This window comes from Nonlabens ulvanivorans (genome assembly GCF_032922765.1).
In the GTDB taxonomy this organism is placed as follows: Bacteria; Bacteroidota; Bacteroidia; order Flavobacteriales; family Flavobacteriaceae; genus Nonlabens; species Nonlabens ulvanivorans.
This window is the reverse complement of sequence record NZ_CP136694.1, coordinates 637,532-653,388: the sequence shown is the minus strand read 5'-3', so window position 1 is coordinate 653,388 and position 15,857 is coordinate 637,532. Positions and strand designations below refer to the sequence as shown.

At 35.6% G+C, this 15,857-nt stretch carries 14 protein-coding genes; 6 read left to right on the top strand and 8 right to left on the bottom strand.

Annotated elements, in window-relative coordinates; genetic code table 11:
* Positions 1–48 precede the first annotated feature (48 nt).
* The 4 genes from R1T42_RS02995 to aroC form a co-directional block, all read right to left on the bottom strand.
* Positions 49–927, bottom strand: coding sequence for a hypothetical protein (locus R1T42_RS02995; protein ID WP_317291246.1), 879 nt, complete (start codon positions 925–927; stop codon positions 49–51).
* 4 nt (positions 928–931) lie between these two features.
* Entirely contained in the window at positions 932–2,866 is a 1,935-nt protein-coding gene (locus R1T42_RS02990; protein ID WP_317291245.1) for a Calx-beta domain-containing protein, read from the bottom strand.
* 103 nt (positions 2,867–2,969) lie between these two features.
* Positions 2,970–4,421: a dicarboxylate/amino acid:cation symporter gene (locus R1T42_RS02985; protein ID WP_317291244.1), complete on the bottom strand. Its 1,452-nt coding sequence runs from the start codon at positions 4,419–4,421 to the stop codon at positions 2,970–2,972.
* Between the two features lie 31 nt (positions 4,422–4,452).
* Positions 4,453–5,517 carry a chorismate synthase gene (gene aroC / locus R1T42_RS02980; protein WP_317291243.1) on the bottom strand — a complete coding sequence of 355 codons (1,065 nt, stop codon included), beginning with the start codon at positions 5,515–5,517 and terminating at the stop codon, positions 4,453–4,455.
* Positions 5,518–5,568: 51 nt separating this feature from the next.
* Here aroC and R1T42_RS02975 point away from each other — a divergent pair, with 51 nt between their 5' ends.
* The 3 genes from R1T42_RS02975 (at position 5,569) to R1T42_RS02965 (ending at position 7,713) form a co-directional block, all read left to right on the top strand.
* Positions 5,569–6,348 (top strand): hypothetical protein, encoded by a 780-nt coding sequence (locus R1T42_RS02975; RefSeq protein ID WP_317291242.1) that lies wholly within the window; start codon positions 5,569–5,571, stop codon positions 6,346–6,348.
* Between the two features lie 117 nt (positions 6,349–6,465).
* Entirely contained in the window at positions 6,466–6,924 is a 459-nt protein-coding gene (locus tag R1T42_RS02970) for a TonB C-terminal domain-containing protein (RefSeq protein ID WP_317291241.1), read from the top strand.
* Between the two features lie 3 nt (positions 6,925–6,927).
* A complete protein-coding gene (locus R1T42_RS02965) occupies positions 6,928–7,713 on the top strand; it encodes a chorismate synthase (RefSeq protein WP_317291240.1) in 786 nt (261 codons plus the stop codon).
* A 77-nt stretch (positions 7,714–7,790) separates the two neighbouring features.
* On the opposite strand, the gene R1T42_RS02960 is transcribed toward R1T42_RS02965, so the two are convergent.
* From R1T42_RS02960 to mtaB, 3 genes are all read right to left on the bottom strand, one after another.
* A complete protein-coding gene (locus tag R1T42_RS02960; protein ID WP_317291239.1) occupies positions 7,791–8,495 on the bottom strand; it encodes a hypothetical protein in 705 nt (234 codons plus the stop codon).
* Complete coding sequence (locus R1T42_RS02955; RefSeq protein ID WP_042272165.1) at positions 8,492–8,830, bottom strand: PadR family transcriptional regulator; 339 nt, start codon at positions 8,828–8,830, stop codon at positions 8,492–8,494. Before R1T42_RS02955 ends, R1T42_RS02960 begins: the two co-directional genes overlap by 4 nt.
* Positions 8,831–8,920: 90 nt before the next feature.
* Complete coding sequence (gene mtaB / locus R1T42_RS02950; protein ID WP_036580723.1) at positions 8,921–10,240, bottom strand: tRNA (N(6)-L-threonylcarbamoyladenosine(37)-C(2))-methylthiotransferase MtaB; 1,320 nt, start codon at positions 10,238–10,240, stop codon at positions 8,921–8,923.
* A gap of 173 nt (positions 10,241–10,413) precedes the next feature.
* On the opposite strand from mtaB, the gene R1T42_RS02945 reads away from it, so the two are divergent.
* Genes R1T42_RS02945 through R1T42_RS02935 form a run of 3 tightly spaced genes read left to right on the top strand, consistent with a single transcriptional unit; the run spans position 10,414 to position 13,383 of the window.
* Positions 10,414–11,235: a UDP-2,3-diacylglucosamine diphosphatase gene (locus tag R1T42_RS02945; protein WP_317291238.1), complete on the top strand. Its 822-nt coding sequence runs from the start codon at positions 10,414–10,416 to the stop codon at positions 11,233–11,235.
* A gap of 32 nt (positions 11,236–11,267) precedes the next feature.
* Positions 11,268–12,863: an ABC transporter substrate-binding protein gene (locus tag R1T42_RS02940; protein WP_317291237.1), complete on the top strand. Its 1,596-nt coding sequence runs from the start codon at positions 11,268–11,270 to the stop codon at positions 12,861–12,863.
* A gap of 4 nt (positions 12,864–12,867) precedes the next feature.
* On the top strand, positions 12,868–13,383 hold the full coding sequence (locus tag R1T42_RS02935) for a hypothetical protein (protein ID WP_317291236.1): 516 nt from the start codon (positions 12,868–12,870) through the stop codon (positions 13,381–13,383).
* Positions 13,384–13,412: 29 nt separating this feature from the next.
* On the opposite strand, the gene R1T42_RS02930 is transcribed toward R1T42_RS02935, so the two are convergent.
* A complete protein-coding gene (locus tag R1T42_RS02930) occupies positions 13,413–15,794 on the bottom strand; it encodes a zinc-dependent metalloprotease (RefSeq protein WP_317291235.1) in 2,382 nt (793 codons plus the stop codon).
* Positions 15,795–15,857 lie beyond the last annotated feature (63 nt).

The following is a 15,857-nucleotide window of genomic DNA, read 5'->3' as shown; positions in this document are numbered from 1 at the left end:
AATAAGGCTTTTTTAACAGCAGTATCTAAGCTTAAAAAAACCTAGAGCTTAATTACCGGTAACGATAATATTGTCAACATAGAAAAATTCATCTCCAGACCAGTTTTGAAATTTAACTCTAATCACTAAAGTGGAACCACTTAATCCTGTTTGAGTTATGGTATCATCTGGGAAATAAGGAGCACTTCCTGCGCCACCACTAACGTAATATGGAATTAATGTATGATCTGTTGTTCCGTTACCATTGAAATCTGTAATGGTTACAAATGCACCACCATCTATAGAATATGATACATCCATGTAGTCATTTAACGTATTGGTATCATCTGTAGTGTGTAGTGATGGATTATATTCTAGCGGCCCTGTACCGCTTAAATCTATACTAAACGATATATTACTATAACCACTTATATCAATAGACTGCGTATCTAATTCTATTGGACCATTGGTATCGTTAATTTCTAATACACCTGATTGTGTCTCTACATAATCTGACGATGCTAGTGAGCCGTATATATCATTTAAAGTCCATTTAGAAACTGACGCAGGATAATCTCCTGAATCTCCAGAACCATTTATTCCAGTACCAGAAGAATAACTTTCAAAATCCTCTGAGTATAATATAATAGGATCTAAGTTAAGACAGTTTATTTTTTGCCAGACGTCTTGTAAACCATCATAAACCTCAAGACATCTAACGCCGCTGGTATAAGACACAAAAACGATGGTTCCTTCAGATTGAGGTGTAGTTGTAATTAGACCTCTCTGAGATTCTGTCACAAGAGGTATCGACAGTCCACCATATCCTACTGTATTTTGACCATAAATATCTAGAGCAGATGCTGCATTAGGTAAATCAGTATTAATACCAACTTGTGCAGCGGACATCATAGGTAGTATAAGAAAGAGTAGAATTAAATATTTCATGATATTATGGATTTCCATAGATTTCTACATTATCGATTACCCATAACTCGTTAGCATTATCATTGAATAAAACTATGCCTACAACTAAATTTGCTGTAGATGGCAGTCCTGTTATTTCAATGGTAGAATAACCCATTGAACCATTTGGTGTTGTCACACTTGTTGCTGCATTATTACCATCATATACAAGACTGTAAGAACCTGTTGCAGAGAAATCGTAACGTCTATTTCCACTACCCGTTATTTCTAATTCATAAGAATAAGTTGCCCCATTATCGTCACTAATATATATATCGACATAATCGCCTGCATCTAATCCATTACCAGTAGAATTGAGTGAAAATGCTGCTAACCTAAAAGTTAACGTTGCATCTGTATATCCCGAACTATCAACAGGACCAAAATCTAAGTCTGTATCTCCATTAATAACACCATAACTTCTAGCATCAATATATGTAGGAGTATTAGGACTAGTCCCATTGGTAGTTCTGAATGTACCAGGTGTATTAACCGTATAATTCAATGTAGGTGACGCTGCTGTTATTTCAAAATCTTGAATACCTAACAATACAGGACTCAATGGTACCTCGTCATCCACTATAGTAAATGTAGTAGATGCGTTTGTGCCTATAACGGCACTTATTCCACCAGAAATATTTTGTAAATCAAGTATGATTGTTTCGTTACCTTCAGAAATGAGATCATTTGTAATAAAGAAATCTATTTGTTGTGAAGCACTGGTATTAGCAGGAAATGTTACCGTGATAGGAAAAGTTAGTGCTGTTCCTATGGCATCCGTGTCATAATCAACTCCATTAGTTGCTGTAGATGATGCATTAAGAGCTACCTCAACCGTGGTGGCTGTTAAAGTAGAAGGATTAATGATATTGATATCGATAGAACCTACTAATCCGTTTTCAACTTCTGAATAGGTTATAGAATCAAAGGCAATTTCAGTAGCGCTATCATCATCTATAAAAGTTACTGAATGCGAACCTACCGTACCTATAATTGGGTTAATTCCACCACTAGGGCTTTGTAAATCTAATTGCAATATTTCATCTACAGCATTATTATCATCTGCATAAGCGTATACATCAAAACTAGCAGTTGTTGCTCCTGCAGGAATGGTTATGGTGAAAGGAAAAGCAGTGACCGCTACACTGTTATTATCGATGTCATAATCTGTACCTAAGACACCGACGGTACTTGCAGCATTTATATTCACTTCAACAGTTGTGGCAACCGTCGGACTAGGATTGAGAACATTTATATTGATTGTCCTCACATCATCTTCTGGAATAGTACTAGAAGCTATAGCAAACTCTATTTCTGTCTGTTTGAATTCTATTTCTCTATAAGGACTTAAAACTTCAATACCTGGACTAGCTCCACTACTTGCTCTAGGAGTTACTCCTACTGCAACATAAAAATTACCATCTGCGGTAGTGGTTAAATAAGTAGCTGCGGTTGCTCCTGAAATAGCCATAACATTAGTTCCAGTTGCATCGTCTGCACGATACCATTGATAAGAAGTTCCAGATTCTGTATCATTCTCACCATCGGTGTATGTATAGCTACTGGTTAAGGTTTCATCTACTTCTAAAGTACCCGTAAAATCTACAAGTGATGCCTCTGGCAATTCATTCATACAATACCAATCCATCCATTGACTACGTGTGCCATCATAAACCTGCAAACAACGATTGTTCCCATCGCTCAGGTAAATCATTAAACCATCTGGTATTGGTGCTGTAATAGTTGCTCTTTGTGCTAATGTAAGTGTAGGTAATTTTAATCCACCGTAAACTCCTGGGCTGATTTCAGAACGCACATCTAATATTGCTGCAGGATCAGGTGTTTCCGTACCTATACCTATCTGCGAATAGGCGTAATTAAATGCAAATAAGCACAATAGGAATATACGTAAAACTTTCATAAATAGGTGCTTTAGTATTTTAAAAGTACCTATTTAGTTTCACTTCAGTGTTATTTAGGCTTTAACAAATCGGTGAAATACCTAAATTTTTATTAACATAACGTTAAGAAGTCACATCGTCTAGGTTATCATCCCAATTCTCTACATGTGGTTTACCGAATTTCCCAAGAGATTTTGCAACAATAGAGGCTACAGTCGCATCTCCAGTCACATTAACTGTAGTTCGCAACATATCTAAAGGTCTATCTACCGCAAATATTAAGGCAAGAGCAACTGGTAATAATTCACTAGGAAAATCAATAGACTCCAGTACAATTACAAGCATCACCATTCCTGCACCAGGAACTGCTGCACTACCTATTGAAGCTAATAACGCTGTTAAAATAATAGTCAATTGAGCACTGAAGCTTAAATCTATATCTAAAGCCTGACAAACGAAAACAGCTGCTACAGCTTGGTATAAACTGGTACCATCCATGTTGATAGTAGCACCAACTGGTAATACAAAACTGGATACTTCTTTCTCTACACCCATATGTTCTTCTACACGTTCCATGGTAACTGGTAACGTTGCAGCACTAGAACTAGTTGAAAAAGCTAGTAATTGAGCTGGAGCAATTTTTTGTAGAAACCAAAAAGGTGATTTTTTTACATATAGAGCAAATATCAAACAGTAAATTACAATCATAATAAGCAACCCAGCTACTACAGTAAGTGCATAAAATAAAAGTGCTAGCAAGACCTCTGGATCATCTGCACTAACAACTACATTTGCTAGTAATGCAAATACTGCAAATGGAGCAAAAAGCATGATCAAATCAACCATTTTTAAGACAACATCATTTAAACTATCAAAAAAGTTTTTTAGAGGCTCTGCCTTCTTCTCTCCTATTAACAGCATTGATATCCCTAAGAATATCGCAAAGAAAATGACTTGTAACATTAAACTATTATTAGACATTGCTGCGACTGCATTACTAGGCACCATATCTACTAGCGCTTGTAAAGGACCAGAGTCTTTAGTCTGAGCAGCAGTTGCTAGTTTACCTGCTATATTAGAATTACCTTCATAGGTAGAGCTTAGTTTTGTTATGGTTTCTTTAGAGATACCATCACCAGGTGCAAATAGATTGACTAATCCTAGGCCTACTGAAATTGCGATAACGGTTGTACATATATATATTACTATCGTACGCAATCCCATATTACGGAACTTGGCAATATCCTTTAAATCAGAGATTCCTTTTATTAAAGAAGCAAGAATTAATGGTACCGCAATCAGTTTCAACAAATTGACAAATATGGTTCCAAAAGGCTCAATCCAGCGACCTATGAAATGTCTCGCTTGAGTAATAAACACCTTCTTCTCTGGAGTGACCTGATTTACAGCTACTAACTGTCCATTAATTTCTTTATGAACTATAGTAGTGGTTTCCTTTATGGTCTTAACTAGAACTTCTTCTTGTCCCCAATCCATTTGAGTCATTAAAACCCCAAAACCGATTCCCAGAATCATTCCTATTAAGATTTGCCAGTGTAGTGCTAGTTTTTTCATGTATTGTTTTATTCTGTTCGAATATAATATTTTATAATCTTGTAGTTCTTGCTCTTAAAAAATGGTCTGCCATAACCAGTGCGGCCATCGCTTCAACGATAGGTACAGCTCGTGGCACCACACAAGGATCGTGTCTACCTTTACCTTGCATTATCACTTTCTCGCCAGCACTATTTATTGTTTCTTGATTTTGAATTAAAGTGGCTACTGGTTTAAAAGCTACCCTAAAATAGATATCCATACCATTAGAAATACCACCTTGTATTCCACCACTTAAATTAGTCTTAGTCGTACCATCTTCGTTATATAAATCATTATGATCACTTCCTTTCATTTTAGCACCACAAAATCCACTGCCGTATTCAAATCCTTTTACCGCATTGATAGATAACATCGCTTTAGCGAGATCTGCATGGAGTTTGTCAAACACAGGTTCTCCTAGACCACTGGGAACGTTTTGAATCACACAAGTAATGGTTCCTCCTATGGTATCTCCTGCCTTTCTTACTTGCATTATTTTTTCTTCAAACGCTTTCGCGAAAGCGGAATCAGGACATCTCACTGCATTATTTTCAATCTCATTAAAATCAAGGTCTTGGTATGGTTTATCAATAAATAAATCACCAACGCTACTGGTAAAAGCATTAATTTTAAAAGAGTTCAATAACTGTTTTGCTATAGCACCAGCCACTACTCTACTAGCAGTTTCTCGAGCACTACTGCGTCCACCTCCACGATAATCGCGCACACCGTATTTATCATCATACACTTTATCTGCATGACTAGGTCTATACGTATCCTTAATATGTGAGTAATCTTTAGATTTTTGATTCTCATTAACTATTTGAAAACCTATAGGTGTACCTGTGGTTACACCTTCAAAGATACCAGACATAAACTGTACGGTATCAGATTCTTTGCGCTGAGTTACAATTTTGCTTTGACCTGGTTTACGTCTATCCAAATCTCGTTGAATAGCTTCCATATCTAGTGTTAAACCAGCTGGACAGCCATCTATAATTCCTCCTATTGCGATACCGTGTGACTCACCATAAGTAGTAAGTTTAAATAAAGTACCAAATGTATTTCCTGCCATATGCGCAAATATAGTCAGACATATTCATAACTTTGAATTCAAATTCATACAATGAAAAAAACGATACTGCTAACCGCTCTGATTATATTATCAATCGCTTGTGGCTCTCAAAAATCTGGAATGAGTCAAAACGGTAAGAATTCAGAAAAATCTGATGATCAAGAATATCGTGATCGATTTCAAAATGCCAAAGAATTAATAGGAAGAGAAAAGTACTCTAGCGCCATCCTAAACATTGACCATATGACGGCATTACAACTCAATAATGGTGACTATACTCCACAGCGTTACAAAGCAATGATATTGCAAGTAACTGGTGAAAAGGAAGAAGCAAACATCATTTATCAAAGTATTATTAATGCTACTGATGCTAGTGCTAGTGAAAAGAATAAAGCGCGACAATTAATGTTAATTAATAATGAGAAGAAAGCACCTTTACTAAAAGAAATAAATCGGTTAAAAGACTCTACTGAATTTAAAAATGCAATTAAGGTAATTGAAGTTCCTCCTATGTTTCCTGGTTGCGAAACTTTACCACAAGAAACATGGAACAAATGTATGTCTCGCGGTGTTGCAAAACATATCGTACGTACTATAGATGTGGATATTGCCCAAGTGACTTCTAATACTGGATTTATAAGATCATATGTTAATTATGAAATTGACACTACTGGACATATTAGTAAGATTAAGGCTACTGGTAAAAATAAGTTTTTAAATCTAGAAGCTCATCGAGTTATGGCGCAGTTACCACAGGTAACACCTGGATACACAAATGGAGAAAAAGTAGTTGTATCTTATACTATTCCTATACGATTTACTGTTGATTAATACAAAAGTAGTTTTTCAACGAAAAATTGCACCTTTTTATCTTATAGCATCAAGCTTAAGCTTGATGCTATAAGATTGCCTTCAAAAAATGATATCTTTATACCATAAATATATAACATGAAAAATTTAATATTCTTTATAGCTGTGTTCTCAAGTGTAGCTCTTACAGCTCAAGTCCAAGAGGCTAAAGATGTATCTTATGCAGTAATTGAAAAAGCACCTACTTATCCTGGTTGCGACAATGGCGACAAAAAATGTTTCCAAGCTAAATTACAAGAAGAAATCACTAAGAATTTTAACAGTAAAATTACTTCTAGTTTATCGAGTAAACAACAAGTCGTTGTTCAATTTACAATTACTGCAGATGGAGATTTTACGGATGTAAAAGTTAAAGCTCTTAATAATGATATTAAAGAAGAAGTTATAAGGATTTTTTCTTTATTACCTAAAGTGACTCCAGGAACTATGAAAGGTGAATCTAAGGCAGTAACTTATACATTACCTCTTTATGTTGAGCCAGCTAAAAAGAAAACATCTAATACTCTTGTAGCTCCTTCACAAACACAAAATAACTAAAAGATGTTAAAGAAAATTATTTTATCGTGCATTGCTAGTCTATCTATCCTCTCTTGTACAGAAAGTGATGATTCCAGTCGTAGTAATGACAACTTTAGTTACTTACCTCTTACAGTAAATAATTCATGGACTTATGATGTTGCTACTGGATCTAATAGTTCTAGTGATGAACTGACGGTAAGTTCTGTTTCAGGTTCAAATTATACATTAACTGCAAATCCTGCAGTTTCTGCTGGATTAATGACTGGTGTACTTTCAAGTGGTGAATTAACTGCTGTAAATGGGCAATTAATCGGTAACGGAACTATCGGTTTTGATTTTCAAGGTGTTGGTGATTTCTCTATTGATATCGTAGATGGTATATTATATGATCAAAACGCTAATAATAATGAAGAGCTTTACACAACTTCTGGTACGTTTACAGAAACGGTAGATGGGTATGATTTAGATATTAATTATGAAGTTTCTACAGTTCAACTAGCAGATCAATCTAGTATTGCAGTTCCTGCAGGAACGTTTACAGATTTACTACATTCACAACTTATTATTAATGTAAACATCACTACTGATATTGCTATAGGTCCTATTTCACAGACGATTACTTTATTAGCCGCTCAAGATGTCATGGTAGTAGATAATTACTGGGCACAAGATGTAGGACTAGTAAAGTCTGATAATCAATTAGACTATATGCTTGAAGATTTTTCTTCATTAGGTGTTAATCTACCTGTACCACAAAGTGCAAGTGTTTTAACCACTCAAGACTTAACAATTTATACAGTTAACTAAGTTCAACTTATTATCATATATAAAAGTCCTTTTCAAAAATGAAAAGGACTTTTTTTATGCTTTAACAATAGTCTTTATTATACAAGTTTGTACTCTGGATAAGTTTCTTCTAGGTACTGCTCTGCCTTTTTAGGAATTTCAAATTGTATGATATAGCAAGTCATTAGCAATAAAACAAAAACAAAACTGAAGACCGCAATAAATACAGGACTCTTTTCTACAAAATCGACACCACTTAAGTTCAAAATATTAATTCCTTGTATAGGAACAAAAAACAACCACAATCCACTACCATACTGACGTATAATCTCCTCAAACATCCATTTCTTTTCACCTCTATTCTTTTTGGCCTTATTTATTTTAATATGAATTATGGCATCTACAACATAAGCTATCAAGGATAATGCAAGTAGAATTGTTAATACAGATCTGTCCACAATAGCCAGTTCTATAAGGTAGTATAACCCAACGGTCAAACTTATAAGTAGAATGATTTTGGGCAACTTAAAATACTCCTTTAGATGTTTCCAAATCAACTTAGAATATTTTTTGGATAGCACTTTTTGTCGTTCTTCGACGACTTCCATAAACCCAAACACACCAAATTTCTTAAATTCGATTTGTAACGCATCTTCAAAGGATAAATGAGGTTTTAATTCCCATTGGTCTTCGATTGCATTTGCAAGATGATCCACAAGCTCTGTTTGTAAATCATAATACTCAACATAGTGCTTTCTAGTAAAAGCATATAAGTCTTCTATTTGAGAGTCGTTTAATTTCATTCAAAACTTAGTTTAGGATTAATAATACGTTGCATGTTTGCTAGAAACTCATCTAGTTCTGCAAGCCTGTTAACGGTCTCTTCTTTTCCTGCTGGTGTGATATCATAATACTTGCGTACTCGATTATCTACTTTCTTTGCAGTAACGGTAAGATGTCCTGCCGCTTCCATTTTATGTAATGATGGATACAGCGCTCCTTCTTTAATTTCTAAATCACCTTGCGTTAATTCTTTAACTCGTTGAGTGATTTCATAACCGTACATTTCTCCATTTTCCTCGAGTAACTTGAGAATTATGGTGGTGAGACTTCCTCGATACAATTGTGATGTAGACATACCTAAAGTTCTTATGTAAATATACATAAGATTCTTAAGTAAACAAATAAATCTGTGATTTTACGCTTCCGCGAAAGCGTCATAAAGATTCTAAACGATTCTCACCAGTCCATCTTCATCAATAACATCTAGCGTTACTGTTTGAAGTTCATTCACTAATTCTGGGTTCCAGTAAGTTTTTACCTTTACATAGTTTTCTGTAAACCCTTGAATAAATCCTTCTTTATTCTCTGCTTCCCAAAGAACCGTTTTAGTCTTACCTAACTGGCTTTCATAAAACGCACGACGTTTCTTTACAGATAGTCCACGCAACATCTTTGAACGCTTTGCACGTACTTTTTTAGGCACAACACCTTCCATAGTAGCAGCTTCAGTGTTATCACGCTCAGAATAAGTAAAGACGTGTAAATAAGAAATATTCAAATTACTTAAGAAGTTATAGGTATCTAGAAAATGATCATCTGTCTCGCCAGGGAAACCTACAATTACGTCCACACCTATACAGCAATCTGGCATGACTTCTTTAATTTTAGTAACTCGATCTACATAAAGTTCGCGATTATAACGACGTTTCATCTTACCCAACAACTCGTTATTACCAGCTTGAAGCGGTATATGAAAGTGTGGTACAAAAGCATTTGCTCCAGACACAAATTCTATGGTTTCGTTCTTTAAAAGATTAGGTTCTATTGAAGAAATACGCAATCGCTCGATTCCGTTGACTGTGTCAAGTGCGTGAACCAGATCTAGAAAAGTGTGCTCATGTCTTTTATTCCCAAACTCGCCTTTACCATAATCTCCTATGTTCACTCCGGTAAGCACGATTTCTTTAATACCTTGCTCAGATATTAACCGAGCATTTTCCATCACGTTTTCTAGTGTATCACTTCTTGATATACCACGAGCTAATGGAATAGTACAATAAGTACATTTATAATCACAACCATCTTGTACTTTTAGAAAAGCACGAGTACGATCGCCTATAGAATAAGACCCTACATAAAAGTCTGCCTCATCAATCTCACAAGAATGAACCTGAGTAGGCTCTTCTTTACTGAGCTGATTAAGATAATCTGTAATTTTAAATTTTTCTGTAGCTCCTAGAACGAGATCTACACCATCTACAGCTGCTAATTCTTCTGGCTTTAACTGTGCATAGCAACCTACAGCAATAGTAAAAGCATCTTCATTAACTTGTTGTGCTTTCTTAACGATAGATTTAAAACGCTTATCTGCATTTTCTGTAACACTACAGGTATTGATTACATAAATATCTGCACGTTTTTCAAAATCAACGCGCTCAAATCCTTCTTGCTCAAAACTACGAGCAATAGTACTGGTTTCACTAAAGTTGAGTTTACAACCTAGCGTATAAAAAGCAACAGATTTTGTAGCGATTTCTGTAGACATAGAGGTAATTAAATAGGCCGGCAAAGATAAGAAGTATTCGTTAGGTATCTGTTAATACTCTTAGCCTTATTGAGTTGTTGCGATAAATTAATCTTTAAATGCTAACTATCATTTAATCTTAGGTTAATACAGAATCGCTAAGGAAATAATTTCTTTGAACAAACAGAGTAGCCTTGAAAAAAAGACCCGTTAAAATAGTTGTCATATCAGATGTCCATCTAGGCACCTATGGTTGTCATGCAAGAGAGCTTAACGCTTACTTAAAATCCATTAAACCAGAGCAATTAATCCTAAATGGTGATATCATTGACATCTGGCAGTTTAGAAAAAGATATTTCCCACAGTCGCATTTAAAGGTTTTAAAAACCATTATAAACATGGCCAGTAAAGGAACTATAGTCACTTATATCACTGGTAATCATGACGAGATGTTACGCAAGTTCTCGCCTACCATTTTAGGGAATATAACCTTAGTGGATAAACTAGTACTTGAATTGAATCATCAAAAAATATGGGTGTTTCATGGCGATGTTTTTGACGCATCCATTCAACACAGTAAGTGGCTTGCAAAATTAGGTGGTTGGGGCTATGACCTACTGATTTTAATCAATCAAATGATCAATTGGTTTTTACTTAAAATGGGCAAAGACAGATATTCACTATCTAAAAAGATTAAAAAATCAGTAAAAGGTGCTGTTAAATTCATCACTAATTTTGAAGAAACAGCTACAGATTTAGCTATTGAAAATGGTTACGACGCTGTTATTTGTGGTCACATACATCAACCTCAAAAACGAGTCATCACTAATACAAAAGGAAGCACATTATACCTTAATAGTGGTGATTGGGTAGAAAATTTAACCGCGTTAGAATATCAAGATAACCAGTGGAATATCATCACTTGCCAGCCAGAAGAACATTCCAAAAATTCTGAAGAAGAAAGTCTACATATCCCAGACGCCGCATCGCTCATTCATTTAGTAACTCAAAATTGATTAAAAAATAAGAGTTAAAGTATATTTACAGCATGATTAAAAATTGCTGTTTTCTATTACTGTCGTTCCTATTCATCAATTGCAGTGATACTAGTATTACTATTGATGAAACAACAGTTTTTAGATATAATGAACATGCAAACATCACTACACTAGATCCTGCATTTGCAAAAGATCAGCGCAATATATGGGCTTGCAATTTAATTTATAATGGTTTAGTAAAACTGGATAAAAACCTCGAGGTAGTTCCCGACCTTGCTAGTGAATGGTACATTAGTGAAGATGGACTGGTGTATACTTTTCAACTTAGAGAGGATATTTATTTTCAAGACTTTGACGCTTTCGCGAAAGCGAGAAAAGTAACCGCACAGGATTTTAAATATTCCCTAGAACGATTAACAGATCCAGCGGTAGCATCTCCTGGTGCTTGGGTTATGTCTAATGTTGCTGCAATAAATACGATTGATGAGCATCAATTAAGAATTACTTTAAAAAAACCATTCCCAGCCTTTTTAGGATTACTAACCATGAAGTTTTGCAGTGTGGTACTACCAGAAGCTGTAGAAAAATACGGTAATGAATACCGTTCAAATCCTGTAGGAACTGGACCTTTCTATTTAAAACGATGGGAAGAAAACGTAAAAATGGTACTGCGCAAGAATAACAACTATCACGAAAAAGACAGCAATGGCAAAGCATTACCTTACCTAGAAGCGGTCTCCATCACTTTTAAAAGCGATAAACAAAGTGAATTCCTAGAATATGCTCAAGGAAATCTGGATTTTATAAACGCCATAGATCCTAGTTATAAAGATGAATTGCTGACCACAACTGGAGACTTAAAAGCTAAATACGTTTCCACAACAAATTTGGTAAAAGCTCCATTTCTAAACACAGAATATCTAGGCTTATACCTAGACAGCGACACTCCAGAACTGCAAAGCAAACTGCTTAGACAGGCGATTAATAAAGGATTTGACAGAGAGAAAATGATCAAGTACTTGCGCAACAATATAGGTATTCCTGCAACCAGCGGACTCATTCCTGCCGGATTACCAGCTGGTGGCGTGGTAAAAGGTTATAAATATGATATCCATGAGGCACAACGATTAGTACAACAATACATTACCGAAACTGGTGACATTAATCCCGAAATTACGATTACCACTGGTGCTAATTATCTAGATCTGTGTGAATTCATTCAGAAAGAACTTGAAAAAATAGGTATGAAAACGATTGTAGAAGTCATGCCACCATCTACATTACGCCAAGCCCGTAGCGCTGGAAACCTAGATATCTTCCGCTCGAGCTGGATTGCCGATTATCCCGATGCAGAGAATTATTTGTCGCTAGGATATTCTAAAAACTTTTCCCCTAATGGACCTAACTATACACATTTTAAAAATGAAACTTACGACCAGCTCTACGAGCAAGCACTCACCTTGCCTAGCGCTACAGATCGTAAAGAACTCTATATAAAAATGGATTCTATAATTATTAGTGAAGCTCCTATCGTTCCTCTTTACTATGATGAAAGTGTACGTTTTATCAGCAAGAAAGTCAGTGGTTTAGAAAGTAACGCCGTGAATATGTTGGATTTGAGTAGGGTAAGGAAGAGTAATGTATAATAGAATGAAGATTTTTGATAAAATATTTGGCAGAAAAAATAACCCTAAAGATTTCCCACCTAAGCCTTCTTGGAAACCCGATTTCCCAATCAACTATGAGTTAATATTAGAAAAAGCTATTTACTATACAGATAACAAAAGGCAATTCGCAATTTTTCAATTTGGGACTGTTGTTACTTTTCCAGATAAGGTGACTGATATTGAAGTTGTTGCCTTAAAAATTTTAGAAGATATTTATTTGGCACATCCAGATTTTAACCCTAAAAAAATGGATGATGGTAATTATGTAGTTGAATATTCTCAACCAGCATTTACAATAATATTTAGTGAAGAACTTGAGCGATACTCTAAATACATTGAGGATAATTATATGAAAGGCCTTTGTAAGGATGAAGTACTAATAAACTCTCGTGGTCAAGCCAATGTGTTTGAAACAGAAGGTAAAATTGGACTTTTTGGAAGAAGTAAAATGTTTTTAAATGCCCAAAATCCTGAAATTGTTTTAACTCATGATTTATAAATTGTAAATAACACAAAATATCTTAATCTCTACTCACCACAACCTATAGGACTACCATCCGGTAAACTAGGTAAATTCACCACTTTAAACTTAGTTGGATCTTTAAAATACTGCTCGATTTGAGAACGTAATTCTAGAGCCGTGGCATTTTTAAGTCTTTTAAGTTTCTTGTCGATGGTTAACAATTGATTTCTGATCAAACCTTTAGCGGCTACATTTGTTCGTGAGTTAGCATGAGCGTTTATTAATTGCATGACCAGTCGTTCTTGAACGCGCTGCTGAATGGTTTTTTGATAATTTGAATCAGTTTTACTTTCAAAAACTACTTCGGTTATGTTTTCTAATAACTCTTCTAGTCCTAGATTATCTTGCTCTATAGCTTTAATTTGAACCACTCGATTCACACGCTGTGGATGTAGTAAGAAACTCAAAGTCATGTCTGCACTACTCGCTGCAGCATGCAATGGGTCAAATGCCACGCCTACTTCACTTTTAAAACTTTCTCTACCACGGTAGTAACCATAAGCACGAGGCGGAAATAATTCTAGTAAATCAGTCGGTATCATTAATTGGTCTACCTCAAGAGTTTTTAAAAGAGCTTTTAAAGCACTCATTTGTTCTTGTTTTGAAAGATATCTCATTTCTACGACGTCACCTTTTGTTGCATAGTTGTATTCCATTCCACCTATCCATTTTGCGGTTGCTTCTACCTGATAACGATGGCCATAATAAACGGGCACAAAAACATCTTCCAGAACACTTAACGGCTCATCTGTTCTGATGTTATCAATACTAAATTGATTCATCGCTACTTGACGTATTTCTAGCATACGCTCTAGTTCTGCTCCAGGTTGACTTCCATTATCCCATAAATGTGCCTGAGCATGTGCGCCACCAGCAGCTCTAGAATCACTATCTGATATAAATCTTAAATTTTGAGCAGTAGCGTTATCAATAACACCTTTTAAATATTGCTCTTCAGATTGAGTCTTATCTGGGTTTCCATAAGAATATTGAACCGTTAAATCATCCCAAGCGCCCATTCCTGCATCATAAGCATCATCAAGACTTATTTCTCCATCAACTAATTCTAATCTAGGATGTGGATAATCCATTACACTAGCTCTATCACTAGTACTAGCTGCAAAATTATGGGCAAATCCTAGTGTGTGACCTACCTCATGAGCTCCTAATTGCCTGATACGTGCTAGTGCTAGTTCCATCATAGCATCGTGGTTCTCATCATTTTCTTTAAAAGGCTCTTTAAGTAAACCTTGAGCGATCATAAAATCTTGTCTGATACGCAAACTTCCTAGACTTACATGGCCTTTGATAATTTCGCCAGTTCGTGGATCTGTGATACTCGCGCCATAACTCCATCCACGTGTACTGCGATGTACCCATTGAATGACATTAAATCTCAAATCCATAGGATCTGCTCCATCGGGTAACATTTTTACTTGAAATGCATTTTTATATCCTGCACTTTCAAAAGCGGTGTTCCACCAGCCAGCTCCATCTAATAAGGCACTACGCACTGGTTCTGGTGTACCAGGATCTAGATAATAAATAATAGGCTCTACGGCTTCACTAATAGCCGCATCAGGATTTTTCTTCTCTAATCGATGTCTGGTTATAAAACGCTTTTGAATAGGTTCATAAACTGGTGTACTATAATCCATATAACTCACATAAAAAGATCCACTACGCGGATGAAAAACTCGAGGCTCATACCCAGCATCTGGTAATTTTACAAAACTGTGATGTTGTATAACCGTAATGGCTTTGGCATCTGGTGCGACGCTTCTTAGGTTACGACCAGTCGGTATTCCTGTAAAAGTGAGCATAGCTTCAAATTCACTATTTTCAGGGAAAGATTTTGTGTTTTCCATCCACAAAGCGCTGCGAGATTTATCTACTTTATAAGAACCTTCTTTGTTTCGTTTGAGTGTTGCGGCTACACCAAAAGTATCCTGCATTAAAAACGACGTTATATCAATCGTATAAACACCATCTTTCTGTGATTTTATTTCAAAACCGTATAAAACCGACTGTGCAAATGCTTGATTGATAGAAGCACGCTCATTATCATTATCACTACTCGCTCTGTATTTAAGGTTGGGCTGCATGAGTAGTAATTTATGACCACTTTTCACCCATTTAACAACAACTCCATCACCCAACTTACCTCTATCGAGACCTATGTCATTAGATCCTAGACCAGTACTTAATGAATAAACATATAGAAACTCCTTATCTAAATCTTTGACTTCTAGAAGTATCTTACCTTTATCTTCTGAGTAAGTAAAGTTATAGTAGCCTTTAAATTCTTGTTTGGATGATTGTGATTGCGCTTTCGCGAAAGCGGAATAAAACAAAACTAAAGTACTTATAAATAGAATTCTTTTCATGCTCTTGAATTAAAGCCGTAAGTTAAGAAAAGAGATTTGAGTATTTTGCTAGTTAAAAGCAAC